The 19,069-nt window shown below is 46.9% G+C and carries 17 protein-coding genes; 10 read left to right on the top strand and 7 right to left on the bottom strand.

What is annotated here, in order from left to right; translation table 11 throughout:
* Positions 1 to 17 precede the first annotated feature (17 nt).
* The 3 genes from ICV38_RS06425 to argH are packed head-to-tail and all read right to left on the bottom strand — an operon-like array spanning position 18 to position 3,518.
* Positions 18 to 1,550, bottom strand: a complete 1,533-nt coding sequence (locus tag ICV38_RS06425; RefSeq protein ID WP_215378475.1) for a TRAP transporter large permease subunit — start codon at positions 1,548 to 1,550, stop codon at positions 18 to 20.
* Positions 1,547 to 2,098, bottom strand: a complete 552-nt coding sequence (locus ICV38_RS06420) for a TRAP transporter small permease subunit (RefSeq protein ID WP_215378473.1) — start codon at positions 2,096 to 2,098, stop codon at positions 1,547 to 1,549. Before ICV38_RS06420 ends, ICV38_RS06425 begins: the two co-directional genes overlap by 4 nt.
* 1 nt (position 2,099) lies before the next feature.
* Complete coding sequence (argH, locus tag ICV38_RS06415) at positions 2,100 to 3,518, bottom strand: argininosuccinate lyase (RefSeq protein WP_215378471.1); 1,419 nt, start codon at positions 3,516 to 3,518, stop codon at positions 2,100 to 2,102.
* A gap of 43 nt (positions 3,519 to 3,561) precedes the next feature.
* On the opposite strand from argH, the gene hemC reads away from it, so the two are divergent.
* Together hemC and ICV38_RS06405 are read left to right on the top strand one after the other, a co-directional pair.
* Complete coding sequence (hemC, locus tag ICV38_RS06410) at positions 3,562 to 4,539, top strand: hydroxymethylbilane synthase (protein WP_215378470.1); 978 nt, start codon at positions 3,562 to 3,564, stop codon at positions 4,537 to 4,539.
* 30 nt (positions 4,540 to 4,569) lie between these two features.
* Positions 4,570 to 5,394 (top strand): uroporphyrinogen-III synthase, encoded by an 825-nt coding sequence (locus ICV38_RS06405; protein WP_215378468.1) that lies wholly within the window; start codon positions 4,570 to 4,572, stop codon positions 5,392 to 5,394.
* A 14-nt stretch (positions 5,395 to 5,408) separates the two neighbouring features.
* On the opposite strand, the gene ICV38_RS06400 is transcribed toward ICV38_RS06405, so the two are convergent.
* A complete protein-coding gene (locus tag ICV38_RS06400; protein WP_215378466.1) occupies positions 5,409 to 5,981 on the bottom strand; it encodes a chorismate lyase in 573 nt (190 codons plus the stop codon).
* 2 nt (positions 5,982 to 5,983) lie between these two features.
* Entirely contained in the window at positions 5,984 to 7,504 is a 1,521-nt protein-coding gene (locus ICV38_RS06395; RefSeq protein ID WP_215378464.1) for a DEAD/DEAH box helicase, read from the bottom strand.
* Between the two features lie 248 nt (positions 7,505 to 7,752).
* Here ICV38_RS06395 and leuE point away from each other — a divergent pair, with 248 nt between their 5' ends.
* Positions 7,753 to 8,430 carry a leucine efflux protein LeuE gene (gene leuE / locus ICV38_RS06390; protein ID WP_215378462.1) on the top strand — a complete coding sequence of 226 codons (678 nt, stop codon included), beginning with the start codon at positions 7,753 to 7,755 and terminating at the stop codon, positions 8,428 to 8,430.
* Here the strand turns inward: leuE and ICV38_RS06385 are convergent, their stop codons facing one another.
* A complete protein-coding gene (locus tag ICV38_RS06385) occupies positions 8,431 to 9,828 on the bottom strand; it encodes an aldehyde dehydrogenase family protein (protein WP_215378460.1) in 1,398 nt (465 codons plus the stop codon).
* Positions 9,829 to 9,877: 49 nt separating this feature from the next.
* Between ICV38_RS06385 and msrA the strand changes: the two genes are divergently transcribed.
* Entirely contained in the window at positions 9,878 to 10,450 is a 573-nt protein-coding gene (gene msrA / locus ICV38_RS06380) for a peptide-methionine (S)-S-oxide reductase MsrA (protein ID WP_215378458.1), read from the top strand.
* A gap of 7 nt (positions 10,451 to 10,457) precedes the next feature.
* Here msrA and pdxH read toward each other — a convergent pair whose 3' ends face one another.
* The gene (gene pdxH, locus ICV38_RS06375; protein WP_215378457.1) at positions 10,458 to 11,093 is read right to left on the bottom strand and encodes a pyridoxamine 5'-phosphate oxidase; all 636 of its coding nucleotides are present in this window, start codon (positions 11,091 to 11,093) and stop codon (positions 10,458 to 10,460) included.
* Between the two features lie 22 nt (positions 11,094 to 11,115).
* On the opposite strand from pdxH, the gene ICV38_RS06370 reads away from it, so the two are divergent.
* The 6 genes from ICV38_RS06370 (at position 11,116) to ICV38_RS06345 (ending at position 19,011) form a co-directional block, all read left to right on the top strand.
* Positions 11,116 to 11,904, top strand: coding sequence for a ThiF family adenylyltransferase (locus ICV38_RS06370; protein WP_215378455.1), 789 nt, complete (start codon positions 11,116 to 11,118; stop codon positions 11,902 to 11,904).
* A 298-nt stretch (positions 11,905 to 12,202) separates the two neighbouring features.
* On the top strand, positions 12,203 to 13,528 hold the full coding sequence (locus ICV38_RS06365) for an amino acid permease (protein ID WP_305848977.1): 1,326 nt from the start codon (positions 12,203 to 12,205) through the stop codon (positions 13,526 to 13,528).
* Positions 13,529 to 13,537: 9 nt separating this feature from the next.
* The gene (gene ald / locus ICV38_RS06360) at positions 13,538 to 14,656 is read left to right on the top strand and encodes an alanine dehydrogenase (RefSeq protein WP_215378451.1); all 1,119 of its coding nucleotides are present in this window, start codon (positions 13,538 to 13,540) and stop codon (positions 14,654 to 14,656) included.
* A 53-nt stretch (positions 14,657 to 14,709) separates the two neighbouring features.
* Positions 14,710 to 15,285: a TMEM165/GDT1 family protein gene (locus ICV38_RS06355; protein ID WP_215378450.1), complete on the top strand. Its 576-nt coding sequence runs from the start codon at positions 14,710 to 14,712 to the stop codon at positions 15,283 to 15,285.
* A gap of 44 nt (positions 15,286 to 15,329) precedes the next feature.
* A complete protein-coding gene (gene pepN / locus ICV38_RS06350; protein ID WP_215378448.1) occupies positions 15,330 to 17,939 on the top strand; it encodes an aminopeptidase N in 2,610 nt (869 codons plus the stop codon).
* 73 nt (positions 17,940 to 18,012) lie between these two features.
* On the top strand, positions 18,013 to 19,011 hold the full coding sequence (locus tag ICV38_RS06345; RefSeq protein ID WP_215378446.1) for a class 1 fructose-bisphosphatase: 999 nt from the start codon (positions 18,013 to 18,015) through the stop codon (positions 19,009 to 19,011).
* The last annotated feature ends 58 nt before the right edge of the window (positions 19,012 to 19,069 follow it).

Below are 19,069 nucleotides of genomic sequence, written 5' to 3'. Positions count from 1 at the left end.
AGATTCGGGGGTATTTTTTATTTGACTGGCTTATCTAACTGAAAGTTTACCGGCGCATCTTCATCAATTTTATTAGTTGGCACATCGGATTTATTTTCTTCACCGCCAGTGAAATTGAAGTCTTGGCTCTGAATCACTGCAGCCGGCTTATCCAGTAAGGTAGTTACCAGCGCAGGGAATGCCATTACAACGGCGACCATGACAAGCTGTAAGCCTACCCAAGGCAATGCGCCCCAATAGATATCACTACTCTTAACTTCTTTCGGTGCTACGCCACGAAGATAAAAAAGGGCAAAACCAAAGGGTGGATGCATAAATGAGGTTTGCATATTGACGCATAGCATTACCCCAAACCAAACCAGCGCCGCACTGGCTGCTGCTTGAGGATTGCCATTCATAGAGTCAAGCAATACAGGAGAAAGTAATTTGACTGCCACTGGTGCCAGCATCGGTACAACAATAAAAGCAATCTCGAAGAAGTCCAGGAAGAACGCCAAGAAAAAGACAAACAGATTGACAACAATCAAAAATCCAATCCAGCCACCTGGCAAACTGGAGAAAAGTTCTTCAACCCAGCGCCCACCATCGACCCCCTGAAACACCACCGAGAAGCAGGTTGAGCCAATTAAAATAAAGACCACCATCGCTGTAATGCGCATGGTGTTTTGATAGGCCTCCTGAACTAGTCCTTTGAGATTGGGAATGCTGGCTCTTCTAATCCAAGCCAAGAGTAATGCACCCATCGCACCCATCGCGCCTGACTCAGTAGGGGTGGCAACACCAGTCATGATGGTTCCGAGCACTAGAAAGATCAGTACAGCAGAAGGAATAATGCCGATCAGACATTTTTTCCACAGAGCCCAACCTTTAAGTGTTAGGTCACCCTCTGGTACAGGTGGCAAATAATCTGGACGTATGCGTGCCAAGAAGAATGTATACAGCGCAAAAAGAGCGATTTGTAGCAAGGACGGACCCCACGCGCCTAAATACATGCTACCCACATCTGCACTACCACTTTGTGTTTTAAGTTGATCAGCCAACACAATCAGAACAAGTGAGGGAGGAACAAGTTGCGTAATGGTTCCAGAAGCGGCTAAAACACCCGTGGCGTAGCGCATGTTGTAGCCGTAACGCATCATGACTGGCAGAGCGATCATCGCCATAGCAATCACCTGAGCGGCTACAGTGCCGGTAATGGCGCCCAGAATAAAACCAACAATGATGACTGAGTAGCCAAGGCCGCCACGTACACGACCAAAGAGTTGACCCATCGAGTCCAGCATTTCTTCTGCGAGGCCACAGCGTTCGAGGATGGCGCCCATAAAGGTGAAGAAGGGGATCGCCAGAAGTAGGTCATTGGCTAGAACGCTACCGAAAATACGCTGGGGGATGGCTTGTAAAAAGGGCATGCCAAAAAAGCCTTCGCTCATTGCGATGACAGAGAAAAACAAACCTGCTGCCATTAATGAGAATGCAACCGGAAAGCCAATCAACATAAAGATGACTAGACCAGCAAACATGAAGGGGGGCATCCATTCCAATGGAATCATTGCATCGGCTTTTCGTAATGAAGATCTTCTGCTGGCAAGACAATCTCACCATTTAGTGCACCAATGCGTTTAATGATTTCGGATACACCTTGCAGACTCAGCATGAAAAATCCAAATGGCACAATAAATTTGATGGGATAGCGCGCAAGTCCGCCAGAGTTCATTGAGCCTTCTGTAACTAACCAGGATGGATAAAACAAGCTGGTCCAAGATAGCCATGCAAATAGTAAGCAAGCCGGCATTAAAAAACATGCCAAACCAAAAAGATCAATCCAAAGACGACCGCGATCTGATAGATGTGAATAAATGAGGTCAACGCGTACATGCTCATTGCGCTTGAGGGTGTATGAAGCACCCAGCATGACTGCGGCGCTAAATAAATACCATTGAAGTTCTAGTGGCCAGTTATTGCTAATGTCTAAGCCATAACGGAGAAGGGCATTCGTAGCTGATACCACGCATGACAGCAAAATCATGATGCTGGCAATACTACCTAGCACTTGATTGACTCGATCAATGCCCGCAGAGAGCTTAGTCCAAAACCCCATCTTAGAGGTCTGCGCGGCCCTGCTTAATCGCAGCGAGTACTTGTGAGGGCGCTGTACCACCAGCATGTTGACGAGATTGCACAGAGCCATCAACGGTGAGCAGGGCAAAAACATCATCACTGATCAATTCTGGGCGATTATCTAAACCACAAGCAAAGCGCAACTCAGACAAGCTTAGATCGGTCAGCATGCAATTTCTGCCGACGCAAGCTTTAACGGCATGCGCAACAGCTTCGTGGGCATCACGGAAGGCAAGACCTTTTTTAACCAAGTAGTCCGCTAAGTCAGTAGCAGTAGCAAAACCTTCTTCAGCAGCCGCCTTCATGACATCAGCCTTGACTTCGATGTGCGGAACCATGTCCGCAAAAATACGTAAGGTATCTTGTACGGTATCAACCGCATCAAACAAAGGCTCTTTGTCTTCTTGGTTGTCTTTGTTGTATGCCAAAGGCTGGCTCTTCATGAGCGTCAATAAAGAAATCAAGTCACCATAAACGCGACCTGTTTTACCACGTGCCAATTCTGGGACATCTGGATTCTTCTTTTGTGGCATGATCGAGCTGCCAGTGCAGAAGCGGTCAGGCAGATCAATAAAGCCAAAGCGCGGGCTCAACCAAAGTACTAGTTCTTCAGACAGACGCGAGACATGCATCATCAAGATCGACGCAAAGGCACAGAACTCAATAGCAAAGTCGCGATCAGACACGGCATCTAGAGAGTTATTGCAAATGCCATCAAAACCCAGGGTCTTAGCTACTTGCTCGCGGTCAATCGGATAGGTGGTGCCAGCTAAAGCAGCAGCACCTAAAGGTAAGCGATTAAAACGCGCTCGTAAATCAGCTAAGCGACTTGCATCGCGGCTGAACATTTCATAGTAGGCCATTAAGTGATGACCAAAGGTAATCGGTTGCGCTACCTGTAAATGCGTGTGACCAGGCATGATCGTACCGGCATGCTTTTCTGCGAGATCTAGCAAAGCGGTGCGTAAGGTTTTTAAAGTAGCAGCAATTTCATCGACGCTGCCACGCAACCAAAGACGCAAGTCGGTAGCAACTTGATCGTTGCGTGAGCGACCGGTGTGTAAACGTTTGCCAGCATCACCAACTAATTCAGTGAGGCGTGCTTCAATATTGAGATGCACATCCTCTAGGGCTAATTGCCAGTTAAATTCACCAGCCTCGATTTCGCTCTTAATTTGAGCCATCCCTTTTTGGATGTCGGCTAAATCTTGACCGCTGATGATCTTTTGAGCAGCCAGCATTTGGGCATGCGCGAGGGAACCGGCGATGTCGACCAGGGCAAAGCGTTGATCAAAGCCAATAGAGGCGGTATAACGCTGAACGAGTTCGTCAACCGGTTCGGCAAAACGGGCCGACCAAGCTTGGGCTTTGTTGGCTAGGGAATTTTTGGATGAGCTCATAAACACAGTATATTGGTGTAGGTCTTTGATTATTTTAAATGTTATGTCCCAAACCCTGAATTCTTCACCCTCATCCGCCACTCTGGAAGCTCCAAAGCGCCTAGTTATTGCCTCCCGTGAAAGTCGCTTGGCCATGTGGCAAGCCGAACATGTGCAGGCATGCCTTAAAAAGCTCTATCCAGGGTGTGATGTGCAGATTTTGGGAATGACCACCAGGGGAGACCAAATTTTGGATCGCGCACTGTCCAAAGTCGGGGGTAAAGGCCTTTTTGTAAAAGAATTAGAAACCGCTCTTGAGGACGGTCGGGCAGATTTAGCAGTGCATTCCTTGAAGGATGTCCCTATGGTCATGCCCGCAGGATTTGACCTTGCATGTGTCATGGCCAGAGAAGATGCGCGTGACGCATTTGTATCGAATGATTACGCCAGCTTAGCAGATCTTCCAAAGGGAGCAATCGTTGGTACCTCAAGCTTGCGTCGCGAATCCGTCCTGCGCGCAAAATTTCCTCATCTAGAAATTCAACCACTACGTGGAAACTTAGATACCCGTATGAGTAAGTTGGACCGTGGTGAGTATCAAGCTATTATTTTGGCAGCCGCTGGATTAAAGCGTCTGGGTTTAGAAAGCCGTATTCGTGCATACCTTCCTTATGATCCTTACACGCCAGCAGCAGGGCAAGGTGCATTGGGTATCGAAACCCTGAGCAAGCATCCCAATATCAAAGAGTGGTTAACACCCTTAAATGACTTACCAACTTTGTATGCAGTTACAGCAGAGCGTATGGTTTCTCGTCAGCTAGGAGGCTCATGTGAGGTGCCCCTGGCAGCCCATGCAGTATGGGATAGAGACCATATGCAAATTCGCTCGTTCGTAGCGAGTGTCGATGGTAAGGCTATTTGCCTTGCTAAGGGAGATGCAACAGTGCAATCAGTGGATGATGCAGAAGCTCTCGGACTTGCTGTAGCAAAAGATTTGTTAGCTCAAGGTGCGGCAGACTTGATTCCGAAGATTGCTAAATAAAACTCACCTTTAGAAACAAGAACGATAGCAATGAGCACTAAAACTATTGTGATCACTAGACCGAGTGGACAGGCTCGGCAGTTGACCGAAGTGCTCTCGCAGATTATTGAAAAGAGCGGTGTCGCAAAACGTAGTCTTCCAGAGATCCTCTCTCTTCCTTTGTTAACAATTGTTCCCAAAGATGATGAGCAACTTGCTGATCATATTGCTAGCGCACTGAAAGAGGCTGATTTAGCAATCTTCGTTAGTCCTAATGCGATTGAATCTGTCATGCGTTTGTTGGAGCGAGATTGGCAAGATTTTTCTAAGAAGGTAATACCTATTGGGGTGATGGGTGGTAGTAGTGCCTTGGCACTGAAAAATCACGGTATCGGCTTAGAAACAAAGCCAACCCGGATATTGATGCCAAAAAGTAATGAGCAATGGGATTCTGAGGGCTTGTGGAAGGAGTTACAAAGCTTGAAGTGGGACTGGCCAAGCAAGAAGATTGTCATCTTTAAGGGTGAAGGGGGTCGAGACTGGTTAGCCGACACTCTTAAAAAGGCTGGCGCATCGGTGCAAGCAGTATCCACCTATACGCGTGTTCCATTGGATCTACAGAATCCTGCATGGCATGCCATCCGTGAGATGGATATCTCTAAATCACTATGGTTGTTAACTTCATCAGAGGCGGTGCGCTATTTAGGCCAAATTGCAAAGGATCAATTTCCTCAAGGTCTGCAAAGCGCTAGTGCAATATGCCCCCATCACAATATTACTGACGCAGCAGAGGCTATTGGTTTTGGCGAAGTCTTCACTTCTGATCCGGGAGATGAAGCGCTGATTAAAGCCACATTGGCTTGGCTCACGATTTAATAGCCGAGTAAGTCTTAAATAGATGGGTAGTTCAGCAAAGCCGGTAAGAAAATTTCATTGACCAAGATAGGGTGGCCTTTTAAGCGATACAGCGTACGCCGTGCCCATAAGGGTGAGCTAAGGTCAACATTATGCTTAGAGCATTTTTTCCATAGCGCACTTCCTTTATCAAGGCGTGCAATATCACGCGGCGGTTTTGCTTTGGAGTGCATACGAGTTTTAGCAAACAGTACAGCACCTAGGGGCTTGCTACCAAGACGCAATACTGAATGATTACTGCCACTTGAGCTCAGCGTGGGTATTACGCTATGCGCCATCACCAGGGGAATATTGTTTGCGCAGAGCATTACTTCACGAACCCGACAACGTCTAATCTGGAAATGAAAATAGCGACTCTCGTCGCTATTTAAGGTTTGAGGGCAATCACGCAAAACCTGAACCTGCAGTTTTTGACCAATTGCTTTCTCAATTTTTTGGGTCAAAGACCCGGTATCGCTCAACCACGGTTGCCACTTGCGTGGCGCCCGATGAATCTCACCGGAACCGACTCGATTCCATGCAGAACGGAGGCGATTGCGGTGAGTCATGTTTAGTTGCCGCTGAAGTTACGACGTTGGCCGCCAGTCTTTGGTTTAGCAAAGCGTGGACCACCCGCTGGACGAGCTGGACGTGAATCCGCGGAACGTGCAGGACGTGAGTCAGCAGAGCGCGCTGGACGTGAATCGCTAGAACGAGATTCACCAAAACGATTTCCACCGCCATTGCCACCACCGCCTCCAGAGCGGTTACCGCCAAAGCCGCCGCCAGAGCGACCGCCTCCAGAGCGGTTACCGCCAAAGCCGCCGCCAGAGCGACCACCAGGACGACCACCGCCACCGCCAAAACTAGGCTTAGCTTGTGGCTCAAGACCAGCGATCACTGAGGCAACAATATCTTGCTGTGTAAAGCGCTCAATATTGCGAATCTTGGCGCGATCACGATGTTCAACCAATGTGATTGCGACGCCATTACGACCAGCACGACCAGTTCGACCGATACGGTGCGTATAGTCTTCTGGTTTCATTGGCAAGCCAAAGTTAATCACGTGGCTAATGCGTGGCACATCAATACCACGAGCCGCTACATCTGTTGCAACCAAAATCTTGGTATGACCCTTACGTAAGGACTCAAGGCGACGCATACGCACAGCTTGAGGCATTGCACCGTGAAGGGCAGTTGCTTCGTAACCGTTTGCACGCAGTGTGTCAGCGATCTTTTCGCTTTCAACTTGAGTGCTTGCAAACACTACTGCTTGATCCAAAGAGGCATCAGCCAAAATGTGCTCAAGAAGCTTGTGCTTGTGTGACATGCTGTCAGCCCAGTGCAACTTCTGCTCAATATTGGCGTGCTTTTCACCTGCGTGAGCAAGTTCAATACGCTTGGCATCTGTGGTCAATTCATTGGCTAAAGACATAATCTTTGGCGCAAAAGTTGCAGAGAACATTAAGGTTTGGTCGCGACTAGCGCAACGTTTATCAATTGCTTCGAGATCTTCGGCAAATCCCATGTCGAGCATGCGATCAGCTTCATCAATGACGAGTTGTTTAACATCATCTAAGCGAATTGCTTTGCTATCACACAAGTCGAGTAAACGACCTGGGGTTGCAACAACTAACAATGCACCTTTCAATGCCTGGATTTGTTTGCCGTAAGGCATGCCACCCATAACAGTGGCAATGCGAATACCTTTCATGCCGCGAACTAAATTCACTGCGTCAGCAGCAACCTGTTGAGCTAACTCACGGGTCGGGCAGAGCACTAGCACTTTAGGTTGTGCGCGACCTGGTACAGGTGAATTGTTCGGGTTGCTTTCAATTAGTTGATTAATTAAAGGCAATAAAAAGGCAGCAGTTTTACCGCTACCGGTTTGGCTACTGACCAATAAGTCACCACCAGCTAAAGCTGCAGGAATAACCTGAGCTTGAACAGGTGTAGCTTGGGTAAAACCCAGTTCAGCAACGTTTTTAAGAAGTGACGCAGCTAAGGCGAAATTCTGGAATTCAGATCCAGTGCTCTTTGAGTCTTGACTTGCGTCTTTTGACTCATGTTTAGTTTCTTTAGAAAAAGTCATGCTATTACATCCCCTTTAAGGGATGTCTCCGTATGTTGCACCCATGGTTTTTTATAGGGTGCGATGGTCAAAGGCATCGACCATCAGACAAGCGGCAGCGCGTTTTGTGACTTCTGTGTTTATGACTTCTAAACGGTACGCTGAAATAGAGCTGGGGGGCGATGAATCAAATTGCTTAAAAAGCCTCTTATTATGGCATTTTGAACACTTGATTACAAGGGTTTCCCCGAATTAATTATGATGAGGTGATGGAATGGTTCTCATTAAGTCTCTTATCCCCCTCAAATGCGGGAATCAATGATTTCTCAAGCTATTTGCTTGGAACCTTGCTCATCATTTTGTTGCCGGGCCCCAATTCACTTTATGTCTTAACTATTGCAACACAAAAAGGCTGGCGCTCTGGTGCTTGGGGTGCGCTTGGAATATTCGTTGGCGATTCAATTCTGATGGGCGCTGTTGCTCTGGGCGCAGCTTCATTGCTAATGTCATCGCCTCTTCTATTTCAGTTTTTACGCATCATCGGAGCGATTTACCTAGCATGGATAGGGCTGGGCTTGCTACGCAGCGGGCGTCTACGTTGGACAACACAATCTCATTCAAAGGTGTATGAGATTCAAGCGCGCTTAATGCAATTGCACCCATTGCTTGCAGCGTTATCCCTGTCATTAACAAACCCCAAGGCTATCTTTTTCTTTATTGCCTTCTTCTCGCAATTTATTCAGTCAGATTTTGAGTATCCAGGCTTTACTTTGATTTATCTTGCAACGGTTTTGCAAATAATGAGCATGGCTTATCTCATGGGACTTATCTTAGTAGGGCAGTATTTCTCAGAACATTTTAAGAATCATCGCCGCTTTACTGCAGGATTATGGATCCTTGCAGGACTACTCTTTATCGGCTTTGCATTGCGTCTGATCTTTGTCTAATTACTTCAGATACTTTAATAAGCGCTCTGTTTTTTTCGAGTAAGGAGGGTGAGCAGGTTTGGTGCCCTTCATGAAGTTTGTGCCTAAAAGTCCGCGCACTTCAAGAATAGACTTCTGGTAACTGAAGGTATCAAAACCTGCTTTACCGTGATACTTGCCCATCCCGCTTGAGCCAACCCCGCCAAAAGGTAGCGACTCGACAGCGGCATGCAGGAAAACATCATTAATGGTGACGCCACCAGAGCGAGTTTGATCTAAGACTTGACGCAAATTTTTCTTGTCCTTACCAAACCAATACAGCGCTAATGGATGAGGTCTGCTGTTGATGTACTCGATCGCAGCTGCACAATTGGGTACAGTAATGATAGGCAGAATAGGGCCAAAAATTTCCTCATTGAGGATGCGTGCATTCTCGGGGATGTCAATTAAAGCAACTGGTTCAAAACGTCTTGTACCTGTAGAAGAGCTATCGAGCAGCGTGATCACCTTTGCCTTACGCTCGATGGCATCGTTTAAGAGACTATCCCAGTTTTTCAGTTGAGCATCATCAATTGGTCCAGTGAGTTGTTTGGTGCCGCCAAATTGCTTGCGGGCTGCTGTTTGAAGTTCACGGATGAATGCGTCTTGCAGGCTCTGCTCGATGAGGATGTAGTCGGGAGCGATACAGGTTTGACCACCATTGAGAAGCTTGCCATAGACAATAGAAGCAGCCACATCTTTTAGCTTTGCTGAATGGTCGATGATGGCTGGTGATTTGCCTCCGAGTTCCAGAGTAACGGGAGTCAGATTTGTCGCTGCGGCGCGCATTACTTTTTTGCCTGTGAGTTCTGAGCCTGTAAAAAACAGGTGGGCAAAGGGGAGTTCCGCAAATTGCTCAGCAATATCGGAGCCACCAGTCGTCACGCAAAACTCACTAGGATGAAAATATTCCTGAATAAGGCTTGCCAAGAATCCAGAGGTACGTGAACTACGCTCAGATGGTTTTAGCCATACCCTGTTGCCAGCCGCTATCGCGGCAATCGCAGGAAGCAAGGCCAACCGAACTGGGTAATTCCAGGTACTCATGATGCCAACGACTCCAATAGACTGGCTTTCGACCCAAGCTTCTGACCCTCCCATATAAAAAGGAGTTTCAATTTGTACGGGCCTCATCCACTCTTTGAGATTTTTGCGGGTATAGGCGCATGCTTGATAGATCCCTTGAAATTCCACTAACCCAGATTCAATAGGGTCCCGATTGCCAAAATCGGCAATAAGCGCTTTGCAAAGCTTTTCTTCATTAGCCTTGACCATCTTTTCAATTCGCCCAATTCTCTCCAGCCTTGCTTCTATTGTGGGATTGGGTTCGGCGGCATAGGCAGCCTTAATTTCGTTGAACTGGAAGGTGAATCGATTCATGGTGTGTTTATGGTTGGCAAATATTTTGATTAACCATTAGGATAAAGCCATGACTGAAAATGCTAATAAAAATCTATTGCCCCTAGGAAGAGCTACCTTAGGAGGGGGATGTTTTTGGTGTCTTGAGGCTGTTTACCAGCAGATTTTGGGTGTGAAAAGTGTAGTTTCTGGCTATGCCGGGGGTGCTCGCCCCAATCCCTCTTATGAATCTGTTTGTACTGGGGTCACTGGGCACGCAGAAATCGTCGATATTGTGTTCGATCCCCAAGTCATTTCATTTAGAGATTTACTGGAAATTTTCTTTGTGATTCATGATCCCACCACCTTGAACTATCAGGGCAACGATCATGGAACCCAATATCGTTCTGTCATCTTTACCCATAGTGATGAGCAATTCAAAATTGCGCATGAAGTAGTGCAAGAATTGGAGGGCTCAAAAATTTATGCCAATCCTGTGGTGACGCAAATTGAAACTGCGCCAACTATTTACCCAGCAGAGGACTACCACCAGAATTATTTTCAGCAGCATCCCCATCAAGGATATTGCGCTGCGGTGGTTGCCCCAAAGCTAGCAAAGTTTAGGGCGAAATTTAAATCGCTGATTGCTCCGCAATACGCATAATTAATCTTTACGGAGCCAAGCGGCTGATCTTCCAATGACTGCCATGGAGTTTGTAATGGATGCGATCATGCAAACGGGAAGGTCGACCTTGCCAAAACTCAATCTCCGTTGGACGTAAGCGATAGCCACCCCAATGCTCAGGGCGCGGAGGGGTATCACCGAATTCTGATTTGAAGCGTTCCTCTGCTTCTTCTAAAAACTCTCGATTTGGAATGGCTTCACTTTGAGGTGAGGCCCAAGCCCCAATTCGAGAAGCTGGTGGGCGAGAGTGGAAGTATTGATCACTTTCTTCCGGGCTCACTCGTTCGACATTCCCTTTAATTCGTACCTGGCGCTCTAATTCATGCCAATGAAAGAGTAGTGCAGCTTGTGGTCGATCTGCGAGCTCTTTGCCTTTTTGGCTCTCGTAATTGGTGAAAAAGGTAAAACCATTTTCATCAGCTCCTTTTAGTAAGACAATACGAGCTGATGGATTACCTGCTTTATCTGCAGTTGCCAAAGTCATGGAATTGGGCTCAGGGCACTCGGCTTTAACAGCTTGGTCAAACCAAAGTTGAAAAAGAGGCAAAGGTAGGTGCGTAACCTCAGTTTCTGAAAGCTGGCCAAAGGTATAGTTTTTGCGAAGTTGAGCAATAGGATCCATTTTTTCAGTATAAAGAGAAGCTATGGCAGAAGACAAGATTGAAGATCTGGCTGGAGTGAATGAAGGCTCTTTGCAAGAACGCCGTTTCGGGGGAGTCTCTAGGCTCTATGGTCCTGAGATGCGCGCACGCTTTCAGAATGCTACTGTTGTTGTAGCTGGCTTAGGCGGTGTTGGGTCTTGGTCAGCAGAAGCACTCGCCCGAACCGGAGTTGGTCATTTGGTATTAGTAGATTTTGATCATATTGCTGAAAGTAATACCAATCGTCAACTGCATGCATTTGAAGGTCAGTATGGCAAAGCCAAAGTCGAAGCCATGACTCAGCGCATTTTGCAAATCAATCCTGAAATTCAAATTACAGCATGCGATGAATTTCTGGAGCCTGAAAATCTGGATCGAATTATTCCCGAAAATGCATTTGTATTAGACGCCACTGATTCAGTGCAAACCAAAATTGCATTATCGGTTTGGGCGCGAGCAAATAATCGTGCTTTAGTAATGTGTGGTGCTGCAGGAGGGAAGTCTGACCCCACTTCGATACGTTGTGATGATTTATCTCGTACCGAGCAAGATGCCTTATTAGCAAAGGTGCGTCAGGGTCTGCGCCAAGACCATGGCTTTTCTAGAAATCTAAAGCACAAGATTGGCATCAGAGCCATCTACTCTCATGAGCCGCGAGCTGGCGCTTCCACAGGTGGCTTGGCCTGCTCTGGCTATGGTTCTACGGTCATGGTGACTGCGGCTTGTGGGCTTGCTGCTGCTGCAGAAATTCTGAATTTGATCGGCCTAGATCAAAAAGATGAGCAAAAATAAGTCATGTTAGCTGTAAATCCTTAAGGGGATTCCCTGTAGGAAATTACTGATTCTGTTGCAGTCATGTAGTGTGTACAAAGATTACTCCTTATGATTTAAAAGAGATTTCAATTTCAAGAGACTCTACTTTTATTCATTTCATCACTTTAGTTATTTTTAGCCCCTAGTGCAGACGAGCAGTCCTCCCTAGACTTTGCCTCGTTGGTAAACCGCCAACGACAAATCGAAAAGGAGTTCTCTTTTGCAGACTGAACAAACTGGCTTAAAACGCCACCTTAAGGTCCGGCACATTCGTTTAATGGCCTTAGGTTCAACAATAGGTGTTGGATTATTTTTAGGCTCTGCGAGCGCAATCCAAATTGCAGGCCCATCAATTCTTTTGGGATATCTGCTTGCGGGCATTGTTGCCTTCATCGTCTTACGTACGCTTGGTGAGATGGCAGTTCATGAGCCTGTTGCAGGTTCTTTTGCGGCATATGCCAATAGCTATGTGGGGCCATTAGCAGGCTATATGGTGGGTTGGGGCTATTGGACCTATTGGATTGTGGTTGGAATTGCTGAAGTCACAGCTGTTGGTATTTACATGGGTATTTGGTTCCCAGAAATACCGCAATGGATTTGGGCGCTATCTTCTATTGTGATGATGGGGCTAATCAATCTGATTGCCGTCAAGGTATTCGGTGAGTTTGAGTTTTGGTTTGCACTCATTAAGGTAATAGCCATTGTGGCCATGATCGCGTTAGGCGGATCAGTCATTTTGTTTGGTTTTACGAATGATTGGCAACCTATTGGCCTTACCAATCTTTGGCAGCATGGCGGTTTCTTTCCAAATGGCATCGGCGGTATGTTGCTCTCCTTGCAAATGGTGTTGTTTGCCTATGTCGGTATCGAGATGATTGGTTTATCTGCAGGTGAGGCAGAGAATCCTCAGAAAACGATTCCAATGGCAATTGACTCACTGGCTTGGCGCATCTTGATTTTCTATATGGGCGCAATCTTAGTGATCTTAGCGCTCTTTCCTTGGAATCAAGTTGGTCAGCAAGGCAGTCCATTTGTGGTGATGTTTGAGCGCATCGGTTTACGCGAAGCGGCAGGCTTAATTAACTTTGTTGTAATCACTGCAGCGCTCTCCTCATGCAATGCTGGCATCTTTAGTGGCGGCCGTCTTCTGTACGCTTTATCTTCTAATGGTTATGCCCCCGCGCCTTTTGCGAAGCTATCAAAGTATGGCGTTCCTCACCGAGCAGTGATGGCGACAGTGGCGGTATGTATGTCTGGTGTAGTGCTGAATTACTTTGTGCCTGATAAAGCCTTCCAATACATCATGGCCGCTGTCACCTTTATAGGATTGACGGTGTGGATTGCAATCCTATTTACCCAAATGAAATTCCGTCGCTCATTAAGTAACGAACAGGTTGCGCAGCTTGGCTATCGCGCGCCTTGGTGGCCGTATTCCTCTTGGTTTGCTCTGGCATTCATCGGTTTGGTAGTTGTTCTGATGGGCTTTCATGAGGATGCACGGATGGCATTGATATTGGGTCCGTGTTTATTGGGCGTGTATCTCGCGATGTTCTACATCGTTGGTTTACATCGCAAAACAACAAGTCGTGAATTTAAATCATAGGAGATCGCAATGATTATTGGTGTTCCACAAGAAGTCAAAAATAATGAGTTTCGGGTAGGTCTTACTCCGGGAAATGTGAGTGGCTTAAGTAAGCAAGGTCACGTGGTATTGGTTCAGCGAGGTGCGGGTGCTCAGATAGGCTTGGGTGATGAGGCTTATCGTATTGCTGGTGCTACGTTAATAGATAGCGCAGCAGAAGTGTTTCAGAAAGCCGAGATGATTGTGAAGGTTAAAGAGCCTCAGCCACAAGAATGCGCCATGCTACGCGAAGACCAGATTCTTTTTACCTATTTGCATCTTGCTCCAGATCCTGCACAAACTAAAGCCTTGTTGGCATCCGGTGCGACCTGCATAGCCTATGAGACGGTGACCTCTATGAATGGTGCGCTACCCTTGCTGGCTCCAATGAGTGAAGTGGCTGGCCGAATGTCGATTCAGGCTGCTGCCTCTCATTTAGAAAAGACGCAAGGGGGTTTAGGAGTATTGATGGCGGGTGTGCCTGGAGTATCGCCGGCAAAGATTGTGATTCTGGGTGCTGGAGTAGTTGGTCGAAATGCATTACAGATGGCAGTAGGTTTAGGCGCAGACATTTGCATCTTTGACCGAGATATAGATCGCCTTAGGCAGATTGATACGCTCTATGGCAATCGTGTGCGTACTTTTTATTCCGATAGTTTATTAATTGAACAAGAGGTCAGCGAGGCTGATGTGGTGATTGGGGCAGTATTATTACCAGGTGGCGCAGCGCCAAAATTAGTGACGCGCGAGATGGTCAAGAAAATGAAAGAGGGTGCCGTGATTGTTGACGTCGCCATTGATCAGGGGGGTTGCTTTGAAACATCTAAACCAACGACCCATGCAGACCCAACTTTTCTAGTGGATGGTGTGCTGCATTACTGCGTAGCCAATATGCCAGGTGCCGTAGCAAGAACCTCCACCTTTGCGCTAACCAATGCGACTTATCCATTTGTAGAGGCATTGGCTAACCGTGGAGTAGTGAAAGCTCTATCGATTGATCATCATCTGCGTAATGGCTTGAGTATTCATAAAGGTGTACTGACTTCCGAGCCGGTAGCTCAGGCACAGGGATTGGATTTTGCGCTCTCAGAGGAGCTTTTTATGGCCTAGTTATCTTGAGGATTTAAACTGATTCAATTGCTTTGATTGAATCTATAAGATCTATGGACTTTACAGCCTTAACCCTCTCTGCTGGTGTTGTTACATTGGCGGAGATGGGTGACAAAACCCAATTACTTTCTTTGATGCTCGCTGCTCGCTATCCCAAGCAAGCGCTAGCCATCATCGCTGGTATTTTTATTGCCACCATTGCAAACCATGCTTGTGCGGCATTACTTGGACATTGGTTAATGACTTTGGTTTCGCCCGATGTGATGCGATGGATCTTAGGCGCTAGCTTTCTGGGTATTGGCTTATGGCTTTTGGTGCCAGATCATATTGATGATGCGGCAGGCTCTCAGGTGACTGATCGAGCTTTTCAGGTATTTGCCTTAACAGTGGTGTTGTTCTTTTTGGCGGAGATGGGTGATAAAACCCAAATTGCAACAATTGCTTTGGGTGCTCGCTATGAAGATGTAGTTTCAGTTACGATAGGCACCACCTTGGGGATGATGCTAGCTAATGCTCCAGCCGTGTGGATTGGTCAAAAATTTACCCAGCGTATGCCAATCAAGTGGGTGCATGCGGTTGCCGCTGTGACCTTTATCGCTATTGGCATAGCTACCCTGATCTGGAGTTAATTCAGACCCCAGCATTGCTTGGTCTCAAGACTTAAAATAGACCAATGAAAACTGATCTGCCCCAGAGCTTTCGCCGGCTCGAATACCGCCCCCCCATCTATACCTTTGACCAAGTTGAGCTGGACATTGCCTTAGATCCAGCCCGCACGATTGTTAAAAGCAAGATTGAGGTATTGCCAGGAAAGAGTTATGAGCCTGGCGCACCGCTGGTGTTGGTAGGACAAGAGCTAGAGTTTGTTAGTTTGCGAATCAACGGCGAGGCACATCGCCATTTTGAGCTCACCCCAGAGACTTTAACAATCCACTCTTTACCAAATGACGGTAAAGATAAGTTTGTACTGGAAATTATCTGCATCTGTGTACCTGAAAAAAACACAAGTCTCATGGGTTTGTATGTTTCCAACGGAAACTTTTTCACCCAGTGTGAAGCAGAAGGCTTTCGGAAGATTACCTACTTCTTAGATCGTCCGGATGTGATGGCGCGCTATCGTGTGACACTGCAAGCCCGTGAAGCAGAGTGCCCAGTGTTGTTATCGAACGGTAATTTATTAAGAGAAGAGAAGCTGCCTAATGGATGGCATAGCGCGACTTGGGAAGATCCATTTCCTAAGCCATCCTATTTATTTGCTCTGGTAGCGGGCAAGCTCGAGTGCATAGAAGAGACCATCACCACCAGTAGCGGTGCTCAGAAGCTTTTGCAGATCTGGGTTGAGCCCCATGATCTTCAAAAGACCCGTCATGCCATGGACTCCTTAATTGCCTCGATTCACTGGGATGAAAAGCGCTTTGGCCTTGAGTTGGATCTTGAGCGCTTCATGATTGTGGCTGTAGGCGACTTCAATATGGGCGCTATGGAAAACAAGGGCTTGAATATTTTCAATACCAAATTTGTTTTGGCCCAACCAGAAACTGCAACAGATGCTGACTTTGCCAATATTGAAAGCGTAGTTGCGCATGAGTACTTTCATAACTGGACTGGTAATCGTGTGACCTGCCAAGACTGGTTCCAGCTTTCTCTTAAGGAAGGCTTAACTGTTTTTAGGGATCAAGAGTTCTCTGCAGATCAAATGGGAAGTGAGTCTGGCAGGGCAGTAAAGCGCATTGAGGATGTGCGACTGTTACGTCAGTTGCAGTTTCCAGAGGATGCGGGTCCGATGGCGCATCCAATTCGTCCGGATGAGTATCAAGAAATTAATAACTTCTATACCGTCACCGTGTATGAGAAGGGCTCTGAGGTGGTGCGGATGTATCAAACCTTGCTCGGCAGAGATGGTTTCCGTAAAGGTATGGATTTGTATTTCAAGCGCCACGATGGACAAGCTGTAACTTGTGATGATTTCTTGGCGGCAATGGCTGATGCCAATGGCAGAGATCTGACCCAGTTCAGAAACTGGTATAGCCAAGCTGGCACACCAAGAGTCAAAGTAGAGGAGCGCTACGATGCTGCCAAAAATCAATTTCATCTCACCCTGACACAGAGTTGCTCACCAACCCCAGGGCAGCCTGAGAAGAAACCATTTCATATTCCATTGAAAATGCGTTTAATAACTACCGCTGATGATCAAACAGAGCAATTATTAGAGCTTACAGGGCCTACTCAGTCATGGACGTTCGACAATATCTCTGAGAAGCCAGTGCTTTCTCTTAATCGCAGCTTCTCTGCCCCGATTAATTTAGATTTCGAGCAAAGCGAGGCAGATCTTCTGAGCTTGCTTTCTAGTGATGACGATCCTTTTAATCGCTGGGAGGCGGGTCAGAAGCTAGCCATGCAAATGATTCTGAGCAACCGCTTGCCTGATGCTACGCTGATGAGTGCGTATCGTAACCTATCACTAGATCCCGAGCTCGATCCTGCGTTTAAAGAGCTAGCCATGACTTTGCCCGCTGAGTCTTATTTATATGAGCAGTGTTCGAGCGTAGATCCACAGCAAATCTTTACTGCACGCCGTGCATTCCGAAAAGAGATCGCCAAGCAACTGCAGCTGGAGTGGGCTGCAATATATCAGCAGAACCAAACTCCTGGACCCTTCAAGTCTGACGCTCAAGATTCTGGCAAGCGCGCATTGAAGAACCTCGCGCTCAGCATGTTACTCGAGGCCGACCCGAAGATTTGGGCACCAATGGCAGTCAATCAATACCAGACTGCTGACAATATGACCGATCGCTATGCTGCACTGGCGGCACTTGTCATTCATGGTGTAAAAGGTGCAAACGATTGTCTGAATGATTTCTTCAGTCGTTTTGCTAACGATGCTCTGGTAATTGATAAGTGGTTTGGATTGCAATCAAGCCGTCCCCCCGTTGCTGGTCTCGAGCCAACGCTAGCTGATGTCAAGCGATTGCGTGAACATCCGGCCTTCAAATTAAATAATCCAAACCGTGCGCGTAGTGTGATTCATGCCTTCTGCGCTAATAATCCTGCAAGCTTTCATCAGGTTGATGGCAGTGGTTATGCGTTCTGGGCGGAGAGTGTTCTTGCTCTAGATCCAATTAACCCGCAAGTAGCTGCTCGCCTAGCGAGAGCCCTAGATCGCTGGCGCTTATTTGCACAGCCTTATCAAAGTCATATGAAGGCTGCTTTAGAAAGGGTTGCCGCATGCTCAACCCTTTCTCCAGATGTACGAGAGGTAGTGAGTAAGGCTCTCGGGAGCTGATTTTTGGGTTCTTGGGATAACAAGGCAAAATAGAGTCTATTGAGCATACGCAGTCATTATTGGAGAAATCGTTTTGTCTTCTAGTACCCATATTAATTTCAAGCATTATTTAGAAACCGCCAAACCAAATGGCATAGCAATACCTGCTGGACTTCAAGAATTACTGGCTGCTGTGGTTAATACCTGCTCCACCTTAAGTCACGAAGTAGCCCAGGGCGCCTTGATAGGTTTATTGGGCTCCGCTGGAACGGGTAACGTGCAGGGTGAAGTACAGCAAAAACTTGACATCATTGCTAATGATTTATTAATTGATGGCGTGAAAAGTTGTAAGTCACTTGCAGGTTTGGCTTCTGAAGAAATGGAATTGCCAGTGCCCGTGCAAGGTACTGGAGATTATCTTTTATTATTTGATCCATTGGATGGTTCATCCAATATTGATGTGAACGTATCTATTGGCACGATTTTCTCCATCCTGAAAAAGCAAGACTCACAAGCGCCAATACAGACTTCTGATTTCTTATTGTCAGGTCGTCATCAAGTTGCAGCTGGTTACGTGGTCTACGGCCCTCAAACAACGATGGCTTTGACGCTGGGTGATGGTGTAGTGATGTTTACCTTGAATAAGGTGACTGGCGAGTTCTTATTAATTAAAGATGCAGTCACGATTTCGCATTCCACCAAAGAGTTTGCTATCAATATGTCGAATATGCGTCACTGGGCCGATCCAGTGCGTCGCTATGTTGAAGAGTGCTTGGCTGGTGTAGGTGGGGCCCGTGAAAAAGATTTCAATATGCGCTGGATTGCCTCCATGGTGGCTGATGTGCATCGCGTTCTTTCTCGTGGTGGCGTCTTTATGTATCCATGGGATCAACGAGAGCCCCATAAGCCCGGTAAATTGCGTTTGATGTATGAAGCAAACCCAATGAGCTTCTTGGTTGAGCAGGCGGGCGGCGCGTCTACCAATGGTAAAGAGATCATCATGGATTTGCAGCCTACGGATTTGCATGAACGCGTATCGGTCATGCTAGGTTCTAAAGAAGAAATTGATCGTCTGCAGCATTACCACTCTTAAATAACAAAGCTAGCTCTGCAGAAAAGTAAAAACCCGATCAGATGATTGGGTTTTTTGT

This window comes from Polynucleobacter sp. MG-6-Vaara-E2, assembly GCF_018687695.1.
Taxonomy (GTDB): domain Bacteria; phylum Pseudomonadota; class Gammaproteobacteria; order Burkholderiales; family Burkholderiaceae; genus Polynucleobacter.
The sequence above is the reverse complement of the archived record's forward strand: the minus strand, read 5'-3'. Positions and strand labels throughout refer to the sequence as shown.

What these genes read in the sequence shown, in the direction of transcription:
- ICV38_RS06425 (WP_215378475.1), bottom strand. Translation starts at nt 1,550, where the DNA reads ATGATTCCATTGGAATGGATGCCCCCCTTCATGTTTGCTGGTCTAGTC.
- ICV38_RS06420 (WP_215378473.1), bottom strand. Translation starts at nt 2,098, where the DNA reads ATGGGGTTTTGGACTAAGCTCTCTGCGGGCATTGATCGAGTCAATCAA.
- argH (WP_215378471.1), bottom strand. Translation starts at nt 3,518, where the DNA reads ATGAGCTCATCCAAAAATTCCCTAGCCAACAAAGCCCAAGCTTGGTCG.
- hemC (WP_215378470.1), top strand. Translation starts at nt 3,562, where the DNA reads ATGTCCCAAACCCTGAATTCTTCACCCTCATCCGCCACTCTGGAAGCT.
- ICV38_RS06405 (WP_215378468.1), top strand. Translation starts at nt 4,570, where the DNA reads ATGAGCACTAAAACTATTGTGATCACTAGACCGAGTGGACAGGCTCGG.
- ICV38_RS06400 (WP_215378466.1), bottom strand. Translation starts at nt 5,981, where the DNA reads ATGACTCACCGCAATCGCCTCCGTTCTGCATGGAATCGAGTCGGTTCC.
- ICV38_RS06395 (WP_215378464.1), bottom strand. Translation starts at nt 7,504, where the DNA reads ATGACTTTTTCTAAAGAAACTAAACATGAGTCAAAAGACGCAAGTCAA.
- leuE (WP_215378462.1), top strand. Translation starts at nt 7,753, where the DNA reads ATGGAATGGTTCTCATTAAGTCTCTTATCCCCCTCAAATGCGGGAATC.
- ICV38_RS06385 (WP_215378460.1), bottom strand. Translation starts at nt 9,828, where the DNA reads ATGAATCGATTCACCTTCCAGTTCAACGAAATTAAGGCTGCCTATGCC.
- msrA (WP_215378458.1), top strand. Translation starts at nt 9,878, where the DNA reads ATGACTGAAAATGCTAATAAAAATCTATTGCCCCTAGGAAGAGCTACC.
- pdxH (WP_215378457.1), bottom strand. Translation starts at nt 11,093, where the DNA reads ATGGATCCTATTGCTCAACTTCGCAAAAACTATACCTTTGGCCAGCTT.
- ICV38_RS06370 (WP_215378455.1), top strand. Translation starts at nt 11,116, where the DNA reads ATGGCAGAAGACAAGATTGAAGATCTGGCTGGAGTGAATGAAGGCTCT.
- ICV38_RS06365 (WP_305848977.1), top strand. Translation starts at nt 12,203, where the DNA reads ATGGCCTTAGGTTCAACAATAGGTGTTGGATTATTTTTAGGCTCTGCG.
- ald (WP_215378451.1), top strand. Translation starts at nt 13,538, where the DNA reads ATGATTATTGGTGTTCCACAAGAAGTCAAAAATAATGAGTTTCGGGTA.
- ICV38_RS06355 (WP_215378450.1), top strand. Translation starts at nt 14,710, where the DNA reads ATGGACTTTACAGCCTTAACCCTCTCTGCTGGTGTTGTTACATTGGCG.
- pepN (WP_215378448.1), top strand. Translation starts at nt 15,330, where the DNA reads ATGAAAACTGATCTGCCCCAGAGCTTTCGCCGGCTCGAATACCGCCCC.